The sequence below is a fragment of the Microbacterium sp. MMO-20 genome, from assembly GCF_037147735.1.
Lineage (GTDB): Bacteria > Actinomycetota > Actinomycetes > Actinomycetales > Microbacteriaceae > Microbacterium.
On the sequence record NZ_JBBCUU010000012.1, the window covers coordinates 19,057 to 32,124 of the forward strand.

Consider the following 13,068-nt stretch of genomic DNA (forward strand, 5'->3'; position numbering starts at 1 on the left):
GGGTCAGCTGCGGGCGGCGAGCAGGCGGGTGGGAGACGGCGCCTCGATGCGCCGGCGGGCGCGCCCGACCACACCCGTGCGTTCATCGAGCGTGAGACTCACGACCTCGTTCGAGAGCTGCCCCGCGACGAGCACGGTGTCGCGCTCGATGACGTGATGCCGCGGCCAGTCCACGCTCGATTCCGCGAGGGCGACGAGCGCGAGGGCGCGGCCGCCGTCGCGGACACGGACGGTCGCGAGCGTGTTGCTTCCACGTATGCCGACGACGGCATACGCCGCGTCCCGCGTGAGCGCGATCTCGGCGGCGAAGTCGGATCCGGGTGCCGTACCGGCGCCCAGCGGAGCGCTGCCGACGACCCGCCAGCGCTCCGACGCAGAGGCCGCCGGGTCGGAGGCGAGCACGAACACCTCGAGCGAGAGCTCCGTGACCACGTACAGGTGCCCGCTCGGATGCCACACCGTGTGCCGTGGGCCACAGCCGCGCGGCAGAGTGACTTCCTGCGTCAGGCGCAGACCGGCGGGGCCCGAGGTCCAGAATCGAACGAGGTCGAAGCCGAGATCGGTCGTGACGACGACACCTCCGGGCAGGAAGCGCGTCTGGTGGGCGCGTGACGCCCGGACGGGCGCCGGGAGCGCGTGCTCCGGCTCGTCCACGCCCTCACCGGCGCGTGTGTCTCCGGACTGAGCCTCGACGCCCTGCACCTCGGCGCCGAAGAGCGGCAGGTCGCCGAGGGTGGTGAACCCCGTCATTCCGGCGAGCGCCGAGAGCTCGGCCAGCTGGGTCTGCGTCGCACCGTCCGCGCCCTCGCCGCTGTCGGCGGTGGCGTCGTCGGCCGCAGCCGCGATGCGTGCCGCGCCGATGCGCCCGTCCGGGCTCAGGGGGTACTGCACGACCCTCCCGTCCCCCCAGCAGGTGGCGACGAGCGACGAGCCGTCGGGGGCGACGGCGACGTGGCAGACGGCGTCACCGGCATCCATCGCCGCGCCGTGCGGCGCGTAGGTCTCTTCGCCGACCCGCACGAAGGCGCGCACGGTGCCGGCGAACTCCTGCGCGGCGTAGAGCACGTCGAGCCTCGGGTGCGCGGCGATCCACGACGGCGACGGGGCGGATGCCGCCACCCCGCGGAACGCGAGATCACCGCCGGCGAGCGGGCTGTCGACCGCTCCCGCGTGCAGCACGCCGATACCCGCGGCTGCGCCGTCGGCATCCGCGGTGTAGCCGCCGACCCAGAACCGCATGTCGCTCGAGTCAGTCGACGAGGTCGTGGCGGACGATCACCGCGTCGCGCGCGGGGCCGACGCCGATGACCGAGATGCGCGTTCCGCTCATCGCTTCGAGCGCGAGGACGTACTCCTGCGCCTCGCGCGGCAGATCCTCGAACGTGCGCGCTTCGGAGATGTCGTCCTGCCAGCCCGGGAAGTACTCGAGGATCGGCGTCGCGTGGTGGAAATCGCTCTGGTTGACCGGCACCTCGTCGAAGCGCTCCCCGTCGACGTCGTACGCGACGCACACGGGGATCTCCTCGAGCCCCGTGAGGATGTCGAGCTTCGTCAGAACGAGGTCGGTGATGCCGTTCACGCGCGTCGCATAGCGCGTGATCGGGGCGTCGTACCAGCCCACCCGGCGCGGGCGCCCCGTGGTCGTGCCGAACTCGAAGCCGCGCTTGCGCAGCCACTCGCCCTGCTCGTCGAAGAGCTCCGTCGGGAAGGGGCCAGACCCGACGCGCGTCGTGTACGCCTTCACGATGCCGACGATCCGGTCGAGGCGGTTGGGCCCCACGCCCGAGCCGGTCGAGGCGCCGCCCGCCGTCGCCGAGGAGGACGTGACGAAGGGGTAGGTGCCGTGGTCGACGTCGAGCATCGTGGCCTGGCCGCCCTCGAAGACGACGACGTCACCGGCATCCAATGCCTCGTTCAGCAGCAGCCCCGTGTCGGCGACCATCGGACGGAGGCGCTCGACATAGGAGAGCAGGTCATCGACGACCTCGTCGCACGTGATGGCGCGGCGATTGAAGACCTTCACGAGCAGGTGGTTCTTCTGATCGAGGGCCCCCTCGACCTTCTGCCGGAGGATGTTCTCGTCGAAGAGGTCTTGGATGCGAATGCCCACGCGGTTGATCTTGTCGGCGTAGCTCGGGCCGATTCCGCGCCCGGTCGTGCCGATCATGCGCTTGCCGAGGAAGCGCTCGGTGACCTTGTCGAGCGTGCGGTGGTACTGCGTGATGACGTGCGCATTCGCGCTGATCTTCAGACGCGACGTGTCGAGGCCGCGCGCGCGCAGGGCCTCGAGTTCGCCGAAGAGCACTTCGAGGTCGACGACGACGCCGTTGCCGATGACGGCGTTGACGCCGGGGCTGAGGATGCCGCTGGGAAGCAGGTGCAGCGCGTACTTCTCATCGCCGATCACGACCGTGTGACCGGCATTGTTGCCGCCGTTGAACTTGACGACCCAGTCGGTGCGCTCCCCGAGGAGGTCGGTGGCTTTGCCCTTGCCCTCGTCTCCCCACTGGACTCCGACGATCACGATGCCTGGCATGGGCTCACTCCCCCGTTATCGGACGGTTACGCCTCAGTCTATCGGGCGGGGCCGACGGCGCCCCGTTCACGCCATGTCCGCCGACGGTGACGAGCGTCGTGTCGCTCTGCTGATCCGAGACGACCACCGTCGCGGTGCGCTCACCCGTGGAGGTCACACGGTCCCCGGAGAAGACGACCGAACCCCAGTCGACCGTCGGGAACTCCGGCGAGGCACCCTCGGTGAGCGTCACGACCGTACCCGCGGGCAGCTGCACGCCGAGCGGCGTCGGCTCGACGGCGTTGATCAGCAGATCACGCGACTGCAGCTGGTCATCGGCATCCCGCCAGGTCGCCGTCACCGGGAACTCGGTCGATGCGTCGACCTCGCCCTTGGCGGCACCGGCGATGCCCTTGATCAGGCTGAGTCCTTCCGTCGAGGTGGCCGCGTGGTTCTCGAGAGCGACGGATGCCGTGGCATCCCGCGCGACCGTCACCACCGCCGACGTCCCCTGGATCTCGACACCGGTGCCGGACCACACCGGGGGACCTTCGCCCCGTTGAGGTCGAACTCGACCGCCTTGAGCTCGGTCGCCTCGACGGCCTCGATGTCGAACTCCCACGTGCCGCTGATGTCGATGCGCCCCGCGACCGCGTCGCTGAGCGTGCACGTCGCGACACTCGTCGCCGGGTCGGTGATGCAGGTTCCGTACGAGATCGGATCGCCGTTATCGTCCACGCCCCACAGCGGGAACGTGATCGCCTCGGGAAAGTCGAACTGCGCGGGCAAGCCGATCGTGAAGGCTTCGCCCGGCTGCGGGTTCGCGGCCGTGGCATCCCAGGTGCCCTTCAGGGTCGCGACATCGCCGACGGTGAGCTGTCCGCCCGGGGTCGGCCCCGTGATGCTCGTCACCCCGACCACGAGCCGGTTCCCCCCGATTCGGTTCGAAAGCTGACGACGGTGTGTGCGCGCGCATGACGATCTCCTCCCCCAAGAAGACAGAACCGCCGCACTCGGTTATGTCGAGCGGCCTGCACCGCCTCGCTATCAGGTCCGGCGAGGCCTCCCGACCAACAAGCCCCGGGTCCGCCCTCGCTAGACTGGGGCACCATGTCGAAGGTCCTTCAGTCCCTGCCCGTCGGCGAGCGCGTCGGCATCGCCTTCTCCGGGGGTCTTGACACCTCGGTGGCCGTCGCGTGGATGCGCGACAAGGGGGCCGTCCCCTTCACCTACACGGGTGACCTGGGCCAGTACGACGAGGACGACATCGCGTCGATCCCGGGCCGAGCGCTGCAGTACGGCGCCGAGGGCTCGCGCCTCATCGACTGCAAGCCGCTCCTCGTCGAGGAGGGCCTCGTCGCCCTCTCCTGCGGCGCGTTCCACATCCGCTCGGCGGGGCGCACCTACTTCAACACGACGCCGATCGGCCGCGCCGTGACCGGCACCCTGCTCGTGCGCGCGATGAAGGAGGACGGCGTCGACATCTGGGGCGACGGGTCGACCTACAAGGGCAACGACATCGAGCGCTTCTACCGCTACGGCCTGCTCGCGAACCCCGCGCTGCGCATCTACAAGCCGTGGCTGGATGCCGACTTCGTCACCGAGCTCGGCGGCCGTAAAGAGATGAGCGAGTGGCTCGTCGCGCACGACTTCCCGTACCGCGACTCGGTCGAGAAGGCGTACTCGACCGATGCGAACATCTGGGGCGCGACCCACGAGGCGAAGACCCTCGAGCACCTCGACGTCTCGCTCGAGACGGTCGAGCCGATCATGGGCGTGCGCTTCTGGGACCCGTCGGTCGAGATCGCGACCGAGCACGTCTCGATCACGTTCGAGGCGGGCCGGCCCGTCGCGATCAACGGCCAGAGCTTCACCGACGCCGTCGCCCTGGTGATGGAGGCGAACGCCATCGGCGGCCGCCACGGCCTGGGCATGAGCGACCAGATCGAGAACCGCATCATCGAGGCGAAGTCGCGGGGCATCTATGAGGCCCCGGGCATGGCACTGCTGTTCATCGCGTACGAGCGCCTCGTCAACGGCATCCTCAACGAAGACACCCTCGCGACGTACCACGAGCAGGGTCGCCGCCTCGGCCGCCTCATGTACGAGGGCCGCTGGCTCGAGCCGCAGTCGTTCATGCTCCGCGAGTCGATCCAGCGCTGGGTGGGCTCAGCGATCACGGGCACGGTCACGCTTCGTCTGCGCCGCGGCGAGGACTACACGATCCTCGACACGACGTCGCCGAACCTCTCCTATGGGCCCGAGAAGCTGTCGATGGAGCGCGTCGGAGACGCGGCGTTCGGCCCCGTCGACCGGATCGGCCAGCTCACGATGCGCAACCTCGACATCGCCGACTCGCGTGCACGCCTCGAGCAGTACGCGGGCCTCGGCCTCATCGGAGGCGCGACGGCCGAGCTCGTCGGCGAGCTCGCATCGGGCGAAGCCCGCGAGATCACCGAACACGCCGAGCAGGCGGATGCCGCAGACGAAGCGCTCGCCGATGCCGTCGAGGCGGCATCCGAGTCGGCGATGTACGACTTCGGTGCGGACTGATCCCGAGCGGATCGCTTAAGTTGCACACCTGTGTGCACTTTCGTACACTGGAGTGGTGACCACCACCGCTCCAGTCCGTCGTCCCCGGAAGGACGCCGCGGCCAACCGCGCCGGCATCCTGCGCGCTGCCGCCACGATGCTCGCTAGCGACCCTTCTGCGTCGATCGACCAGATCGCGCGCGCCGCCGGGCTCAGTCGCCGTGCTCTGTACGGCCACTTCGACGACCGGCACGCGCTCTTGACAGAGCTCATCATGGGCGGATCGCAGCGGTTCAACGCGATCGCGGCGTCCATCGACGACACCGACGCGCCGCTCGCCCTCGCCCGACTCACGGCGAGGCTGTGGACCGAGGCCGCGCACGTGCAGATCGCCGCGGCGCTCGCGCTCACCGAGGCGCACGTCGAGGAGACAGCGGCAGCCCTCGCGCCGCTCCGCCGCACGGTCGCCGCGATCGTCCGCGGCGGGCAGGAGGCGGGGACGCTCCGCACCGATATCACCGCGCCGACGCTCGCGCGTCTCATCGAGGAGGCCGCGCGTCTCGCGGTCAGCCGGATCGACGCCTCCTCCCCCGCCGCGACCGATCTCGCCGTGCGCGCCGTCCTCAGCATCGCCGGGCTCTCGTGGCGCGAGACCGAGACGCTCCTCGCCACCCATCCGGACATCGTCGCCGACGCGGCGCGGAGCACCCGCTGATGCGCGTCGTGCTCGACGGCGTCGCCAAGGGACGGAAGGATGCCGCGCTCCCGCCGACCTCGCTCTCCTACTCGTCCGGACGGGCGACCCTCGTCGCCGCCGAGACCGAGCAGAGGCCGACGGTGCTCGGTCTCATCGCGACGGGGCGGATGGCCCCCGACACCGGAACGGTCGCCCTCGACGGGGCGACCGGCCGCCGGGCGGTCTCGGACCTCCGCCGCCGCGTCGCGCTCGTGGATGCCCCCGATGTGAGCGATCCCGCCCCCAACGTGACCGTGGCCGGCGTCGTGGGCGAAGAGCTCATGTTCGCGGGGCTCGCCTCAGACCCGATCTCCGCGCGTCGCTGGCTGCACGAGCACGGACTCCGCGGACTGTCCCGCCTTCCGATCGGCGACCTCGCACCGGCCGACCGCATCCGCATCCTCCTCGAGCTCGCCTCCGCCCGCCCCCGGGTCGACGGTCTCGTCCTGGTCGCACCCGACCGCCACGGCGGCGAGCCGTCGACGTGGTGGGGCATCGCCGAAGAGTTCGCCGCGCGCGGTCTCGCCGTGCTCGTGATCGCGGGGGCGGCATCCCGCGCCGCACTCGCGGCGGCGCAGGAGGCGGTCGCCGACGAGCGTGCCAGCCACGCGCGCCTGCGACCGAGCCGCGTGCGCCCACGACGGGCGGCCCACCTCATCGACGGAGGCATCCGATGAAGATCCCCGCCATGATCGCCGCCGAGCTGCGGCGCCTCACCGCGACCCGCATGTCGGTGATCGCCCTCGTCGCGCTGATGCTCGTCCCCGTCCTCTACGGCGGCGTATACCTCTGGGCGAACCAGGACCCGTACGGCAACTTCTCCGAGGTTCCCGTGGGGCTCGTCAACCTCGACGAGGGCAGCGGTGAAGGAGCGGATGCCACCGTCTACGGCGATCGCATCACCGACCAGCTCGTCGAGGGCGCCGCATTCGATTGGAAGACCCTCTCGGCAGACGAGGCGGCGACGGCCCTGAAGAACGGCGACGTGGACTTCGTCGTGACGCTCCCCGCCGATTTCTCCGCCGCCCTGTCGTCCGCTGCCGGTGACACACCCCGCCAGGCGACGATCGGGCTGCAGACGAACGACGCCAACAACTACCTGGCCTCCACGATCGGCACTCAGGCCGTCGAGAAGATCCGGCGCTCGGTCGCCGAGCTCGTCGGGCAAGAGGCGGCATCGCGCCTGCTCACCGCGATCAGCGACATCCGCGGCAAGCTCGTCGACGCGACCACGGGGGCGACCACCCTCGCCGACGGCGCCGCGCAGCTCTCCGACGGGAGCACCCAGCTGCAGTCGGGAACCGCGGCGCTCGCGCAGGGCGCCGGGGCGCTGTCATCCGGCGCGGCACAGGTGGCGGACGGGGCGGCCCAGGTCGCCGACGGCACGGCGACCCTCGACGGGTACGCCGATCGCGCGGGCGCCGCGGGCCAGGACCTCGTCGACGCCCTCCCGCAGGCGCGCGCCGACATCGCGGCGCTGCTCGCCGCACAGGGGCTCGACCAGGCCGAGATCGACGCCGTGCTCGCGCGGCTCGACCCGGTCGGAGACGCCGCTCGGACCGCGAACGCGCGTCTGCAGGCGGCGGTCGGTCAGGTCGATCAGCTCGCCGCGGGCGCAGGCCAGGTCTCCGCCGGAGCCGCGCAGGTCTCCTCGGGCGCAGCCGCTCTCACCGACGGTGCGAATCAGGCGGCATCCGGCGCCGCGGCCCTCGCCGCCGGCGCCGCGCAGGTGAAGGACGGCTCGGCGCAGCTGCGCGACGGCCTTGCCTCCGGCGTAGCCGCGATCCCCGACACGGATGCCGCGACACGCGACGCGCAGGCGAAGACCATCTCCGACCCGGTCGCGGTCGACTCCAGCGCACTGACGTCCGCGGGAGACTACGGCGCCGGCCTCGCGCCCTTCTTCGCCGCCCTCGCGGGCTGGATCGGCATCTACGCGCTGTTCCTCATCGTGAAGCCGATCTCGCGCCGGGCCGTGACGGCGCTCCGCTCCCCTATCCGCGTGACGATCGCGGGGTGGCTGACCCCGGCTCTCCTCGGCGCCGTCGGGATGGTGGCGCTTTTCGGCGTCCTGTCCCTCGCGCTCGGCTTCGCGTTCGCGAATCCGCTCGGCACCCTCGGCATCCTCATGTTCGCCTCGTTCACGTACGCGGCCATCATCCTCGCGCTCAACGTGTGGCTCGGGTCGGTCGGCCAGTTCGTGGGACTCATCATGATGGTGCTGCAGCTCGTCACAGCCGGCGGCACCTTCCCCTGGCAGACCCTGCCGGCCCCGCTCGCGTGGCTGCATCACGTGCTGCCGATGGGATATGTCGTGGATGCCATGCGCCAGCTCATGTACGGCGGCGACCTCTCCCGCGTGGGCGCCGACGTCGGCGTGCTGCTCATGTGGCTCGTCGGCGCACCGGCCCTCGCGGCGATCGGCGTCACGCGGATGACGCATCGCCGCACGCTGCGCGACCTGCAGCCGAGCCTCATCGGGTAGCCGCGCGGCGGGCGGGATAGGCTTCCGAAGCACCAGCCCAGGAAGGCCTCGACGACGATGTCAGATTCCCCCGCCCCCGACGACCGCACGCCCTCGAAGCCGCGCCGCAGCCTCGGCAGGCGCATCGGGATCGTCGCCTTCACGGTGGTCGCGGGGCTCACGGTCATCGCGCTGATCGCGGCGGGCGTCGTCGTCTGGACGATCCAGCGCTCGTTCCCGCAGCTCGACGGCACCGCCCCGGTGCGAGGGCTGGATGCCGATGCCCAGGTCTACCGCGACGACCTCGGCATCCCGACGATCGTCGCCGACTCCACCGACGACCTCTTCTTCGCCCAGGGGTACGTGCAGGCGCAGGACCGGTTCTGGGAGATGGACTTCCGGCGGCACGTGACGAGCGGGCGCCTCTCGGAGCTGTTCGGCGCCTCGCAGCTGCCGACCGACGAGTTCCTGCGCACACTCGGCTGGCGGCGCATCGCCGAGCAGGAAGTCCAGGCGCTGGATGCCACGACCCGCGGCTACTACGAGGCGTACGCCGACGGAGTCAACGCCTACCTCGCCGACCACCGCGGCGCCGACGCGTCACTCGAGTACGCCGTGCTCGGCCTGCAGAACTCGGACTACGAGATCGAGCCGTGGTCGCCCGCCGACTCGGTCGCGTGGTTGAAGGCGATGGCGTGGGATCTTCGCAGCAACATCGAAGAGGAGACCGAGCGCGCACTGCTCGCCCCCGACTTCTCGCCCGCGCAGATCGCCGAGCTGTACCCGGCGTATCCGTACGGCGATCACCCCGTCATCGTGCCGACGATCACGAGCGACGTGCCGACGCCGGACCGTGTGGCCGTCGCGACGGCATCGGTCCGGTGGAGCGAGGTCGGTTCGGTCGTCGAGGCGGCGAGCGCGCTGCTCAGTGACATCGGCGGTGACATCGGCGGTGACATCGGCGGTGACATCGGCGGTGGCGTCGGTGAAGGAGTGGGCTCGAACTCCTGGGTCGTCTCGGGGGCGCACACCGCGAGCGGCTCGCCGCTTCTGAGCAACGACCCGCACCTCGGCGCCTCCCTGCCGAGCGTCTGGCACCAGATCGGCTTGCGGTGCCGTGACGTCACGGATGCCTGTCCCTTCGACGTCGCGGGATTCGGCTTCTCGGGCGTGCCCGGCGTCGTCATCGGACATAACGCCGACATCGCGTGGGGCTTCACGAACCTCACCGCCGACGTCACCGACCTCTACCTCGAACGCGTGCAGGGCGACGAGTACTGGCGGGACGGGGCCCTCGTGCCGCTCGAGACCCGCACCGAGACGTTCCGCGTCGCGGGCGGGGACGATGTCACCATCCAGGTCCGCTCGACCGTCCACGGGCCGATCCTCAGCGACCTCGCCGGCGACTTCGCGACGGTGGCCGACGACCCGTTCAGCGGAACGACCGACGCCGTTGTGCGACCCGATGAGCTCACCTCCACCGGAGACATTCCACCCGGCGAATATGCGGTCTCGCTCCGGTGGACGGCGCTCGATGTCGGCACGACGGCCGCCGCGATCTTCGCGCTCAACGAGGCGAACGACTTCGCGGGCTTCCGCGCCGCGGCATCCCTCTTCGACGTCCCCGCGCAGAACCTCGTCTACGCCGACCGATCCGGCAACATCGGCTACCAGGCACCCGGCAAGCTTCCGATCCGAGGCGCCGGCGACGGCACCATGCCACAGCCGGGGTGGGATTCGGCATACGACTGGCGGGGCTTCATCCCCTTCTCCGAGCTCCCCGTCGTCAACAACCCCGAGTCCGGGTACATCGTCACCGCCAACAACGCCGTCACGAGCGAGGACTACCCGTACTTCTTGGGGTCGGACTGGGACTACGGGTGGCGAGCGGCCCGCATCACCGAACTGCTGCGTCAGAAGCTCGCTGCAGGCTCGGTCACGGCCGACGACATGAGCAGCATCCAGGCCGATCAGCAGTTCTGGATGGGCACGCGGCTCGCAGGTGCATATGCCGATCTGACCATAGAGGATCCGGGGGCACGTCAAGCGATCGACCTGCTCGCCGATTGGGACGGTCAGAACGACGCCAACTCGCCGGCCGCGGCCTATGCGAACGTCCTCTGGGACGAACTCGCACAAGACCTCTTCGGACGCCGCGCCAACCCGGCGCCCCTCACCGGGCAGAGCCGACTGTTCGTCGTCGTCGATCGTCTGCTCGATGACGCCGACAGCGCATGGTGGACCAACGAGACGCTCGGCGTCGCGGGACGGGACGACATGCTCCGTCTGGCGGCGACGCAGGCGGCGCAGCGTCTCGCGTCTGTGCAGGGCACCGACCCGGCGCGCTGGAACTGGGGCGGACTCCACGCCATCACCCTGACCAGCGGTACCTTCGGCAAGAGCGGCATCGCGCCGATCGAGGCGCTCTTCAACCGCGGCCCGTTCCCCGTGGGCGGCGGCGCGTCGGTCGTCGACGCGACCGGGTGGACCCTGGGTGCGGGCGACTTCGCGACGACGACCGTCCCCTCGATGCGCATGACGATCGATCTCGCCGACCCGGATGCGTCGCGGTGGAACCACCTCACCGGCACGAGCGGGCACGCGTTCCACCCGAACTACGACGATCAGTTCGATGCGTGGCAGCACGGCAGGCAGACACCGTGGCTCTTCACCCTCGATCGAGTGCGGGATGCCGCGACGCACACCCTCGTGCTGACTCCGGCATCCTGAGTCAACCCCTGATTCCCGATCGGGCGGCTCGCCTACGATCGAAAGGGACCCCCGGTGAAGGAGGCCCCGATGGCGACTGCCAGCGTCCGTGCGTTCGCGTGCACCCCCGACGACGTCTTCGCCGTCCTCGGCGACGGGTGGCTCTACCCGACCTGGGTCGTCGGCGCGTCACGCATGCGCGCCGTCGACCCCGCATGGCCGGCCGAAGGTGCGCATCTGCACCATTCGCTGGGCGCATGGCCTGTGCTCTTCGACGACGACACTCAGGTCGTCGAATGGGACCCTCCCCGACGCATCCGCCTGCGGGCGAAGGCCGGGCCGCTCGGCCGTGCGGTCGTCGTGATCGAAGTCCGCCCCCGCGGCGACGGCTGCGTCGTCCGCATGGGCGAAGAGCCCGTCGCCGGCATCGCCCGCCGGCTGCCGCGATTCTTCTGGGCGCCCGTCCTGCGTCTGCGCAACGAAGAGACCCTGCGCCGCCTGCGGTTCCTCGCGGAGGGGCGACGGCGCGAGCGCGAGGCGGGGGGCAGTACCGCCCGGCCCATCGTCCCGCGGCCGGATGCCGCACGGGACGACGAGAACCGCGGGGACACCGCGTGACCGACGTCGAGGTCGTCGGCTCGGGTCCGAACGGGCTCGCCGCCGCCGTCACCCTCGCTCGCGCGGGACTTCGTGTGCGGGTCTATGAGCGGATGTCGCACGCGGGCGGGGGCGCCTCGACGATCGAGGCGGTCGCGCCGAGCTTCTGGCACGACACGTGTTCGGCAGTGCATCCACTCGCGATCGCGTCGCCGTTCTTCCGCGCGTTCGGACTGTCGCGACGCGTGGACTTCGTGACGCCGGAGATCTCGTTCGCCCACCCGCTGCACCCGCGCGCGGGCGGGTCGGGCATCGCGTACCGCGACCTCGAGCGCACGGTCGACGCCCTCGGGCGGGACGGAGCCGCCTATCGACGCCTCATCGCGCCGCTCGCCGCACACGCCGCCGAGGTGGCCCGCTTCACCGGCTCGGCGCTGCTGCGCGTGCCGCCGCATCCGATCGTCACGGCGCGGTTCGGCCTGCGCGCACTCGCGCAGGGCAGCCCGCTCTGGAACGCCGGTTTCGCGGGCGAGGTCGCCCCCGCGATGATCACGGGCGTCGCCGCGCACGCGATCGTCCGACAGCCGAGCCCTGTCGCGGCCGCAGCCGGACTCGCCCTTCAGACACACGCCCACGCGGGCGGATGGCCGATCCCGGTCGGTGGATCGCAGGCGATCTCCGATGCCCTCGCCGACGACCTGCGCGCGCACGGTGGCGAGATCGTCACGGATCACGAGGTCACGACGCTCGACGAGTTGACGGCCCGCGCGGTGGTCCTCGACGTCACCCCGCGCGCGCTCATCCGCCTCGCCGGCGCACGCATGCCCTCGGCCTACCGAAGGCGTCTCGAGCGGTTCCGCTACGGGAGCGGTGCGGCGAAGGTGCAGTTCGCGCTGTCGGGTCCGGTGCCGTGGGCGGACGAGCGGCTGCGGGATGCCGGGACTCTGCACCTCGGCGGCACTCGCGCGCAGATCGCGGCGGCGGAGGGAGCCGTACTCGCCGGGCGGCACGCGGCATCCCCCTACGTGCTCGTCTCGCAGCCCTCGCGCTTCGATCCAGGACGGGCACCCGGCGACGCTCAGACGCTCTGGGCGTACACGCACGTGCCCTCGGGATCGACGATCGATCAGACCGAGGCGGTGACACGCGTCATCGAGGAGTACGCACCGGGATTCCGTGACGTCGTCATCGCGTCGCTCGGCACGACGGCCGCCCAGCTCGAGACCGACAACCCGAACTACATCGGCGGCGACATCGGCGCGGGCGCGGCAACCCTCGGCCAGCTGCTCGCGCGCCCCGTGCTGAGCCTCGACCCCTGGCGCACCCCGATGCCGGGCGTGTACTTGTGCGGTGCGTCGACGGTGCCGGGCCCCGGCGTCCACGGCCAGTCGGGATGGTTCGCTGCGCGCAGCGCGCTCCAGCACGAGTTCGGCGTGCGCCGCACACCCTCACTCGCACCCTGACCCCGCCCGCCCCCGCCAAACGGCATGCAGCGCGGGGGACGGCGCGCCGTAT

At 71.0% G+C, this 13,068-nt stretch carries 11 protein-coding genes; 7 read left to right on the top strand and 4 right to left on the bottom strand.

All coding sequences use genetic code 11. From position 1 onward, the window contains the following. Window positions 1-3: 3 nt before the first annotated feature. The 4 genes from WFI52_RS13170 to WFI52_RS13185 are packed head-to-tail and all read right to left on the bottom strand — an operon-like array spanning window position 4 to window position 3,427. Window positions 4-1,239 carry a lactonase family protein gene (locus WFI52_RS13170; RefSeq protein ID WP_336627435.1) on the bottom strand — a complete coding sequence of 412 codons (1,236 nt, stop codon included), beginning with the start codon at window positions 1,237-1,239 and terminating at the stop codon, window positions 4-6. Between the two features lie 10 nt (window positions 1,240-1,249). Further along, window positions 1,250-2,536, bottom strand: a complete 1,287-nt coding sequence (locus WFI52_RS13175) for an adenylosuccinate synthase (protein ID WP_336627434.1) — start codon at window positions 2,534-2,536, stop codon at window positions 1,250-1,252. 4 nt (window positions 2,537-2,540) lie between these two features. Then, window positions 2,541-3,056, bottom strand: coding sequence for a DUF5979 domain-containing protein (locus WFI52_RS13180; protein ID WP_336627433.1), 516 nt, complete (start codon window positions 3,054-3,056; stop codon window positions 2,541-2,543). After that, window positions 3,008-3,427 (bottom strand): Ig-like domain-containing protein, encoded by a 420-nt coding sequence (locus WFI52_RS13185; protein WP_336627432.1) that lies wholly within the window; start codon window positions 3,425-3,427, stop codon window positions 3,008-3,010. The genes WFI52_RS13180 and WFI52_RS13185 overlap by 49 nt, the downstream gene beginning before the upstream one ends. Window positions 3,428-3,625: 198 nt before the next feature. Here WFI52_RS13185 and argG point away from each other — a divergent pair, with 198 nt between their 5' ends. From argG to WFI52_RS13220, 7 genes are all read left to right on the top strand, one after another. After that, window positions 3,626-5,068 (top strand): argininosuccinate synthase, encoded by a 1,443-nt coding sequence (gene argG / locus WFI52_RS13190; protein WP_336627431.1) that lies wholly within the window; start codon window positions 3,626-3,628, stop codon window positions 5,066-5,068. A gap of 55 nt (window positions 5,069-5,123) precedes the next feature. Then, on the top strand, window positions 5,124-5,762 hold the full coding sequence (locus WFI52_RS13195) for a TetR/AcrR family transcriptional regulator (RefSeq protein ID WP_336627430.1): 639 nt from the start codon (window positions 5,124-5,126) through the stop codon (window positions 5,760-5,762). After that, on the top strand, window positions 5,762-6,460 hold the full coding sequence (locus WFI52_RS13200; protein ID WP_336627429.1) for a hypothetical protein: 699 nt from the start codon (window positions 5,762-5,764) through the stop codon (window positions 6,458-6,460). The genes WFI52_RS13195 and WFI52_RS13200 overlap by 1 nt, the downstream gene beginning before the upstream one ends. After that, window positions 6,457-8,268 (top strand): YhgE/Pip domain-containing protein, encoded by a 1,812-nt coding sequence (locus WFI52_RS13205; RefSeq protein ID WP_336627428.1) that lies wholly within the window; start codon window positions 6,457-6,459, stop codon window positions 8,266-8,268. The genes WFI52_RS13200 and WFI52_RS13205 overlap by 4 nt, the downstream gene beginning before the upstream one ends. A 57-nt stretch (window positions 8,269-8,325) precedes the next feature. After that, window positions 8,326-10,977: a penicillin acylase family protein gene (locus WFI52_RS13210; protein ID WP_336627427.1), complete on the top strand. Its 2,652-nt coding sequence runs from the start codon at window positions 8,326-8,328 to the stop codon at window positions 10,975-10,977. A 69-nt stretch (window positions 10,978-11,046) separates the two neighbouring features. Continuing rightward, complete coding sequence (locus WFI52_RS13215) at window positions 11,047-11,574, top strand: SRPBCC family protein (RefSeq protein ID WP_336627426.1); 528 nt, start codon at window positions 11,047-11,049, stop codon at window positions 11,572-11,574. Next, complete coding sequence (locus tag WFI52_RS13220; RefSeq protein WP_336627425.1) at window positions 11,571-13,016, top strand: phytoene desaturase family protein; 1,446 nt, start codon at window positions 11,571-11,573, stop codon at window positions 13,014-13,016. Before WFI52_RS13215 ends, WFI52_RS13220 begins: the two co-directional genes overlap by 4 nt. Window positions 13,017-13,068 lie beyond the last annotated feature (52 nt).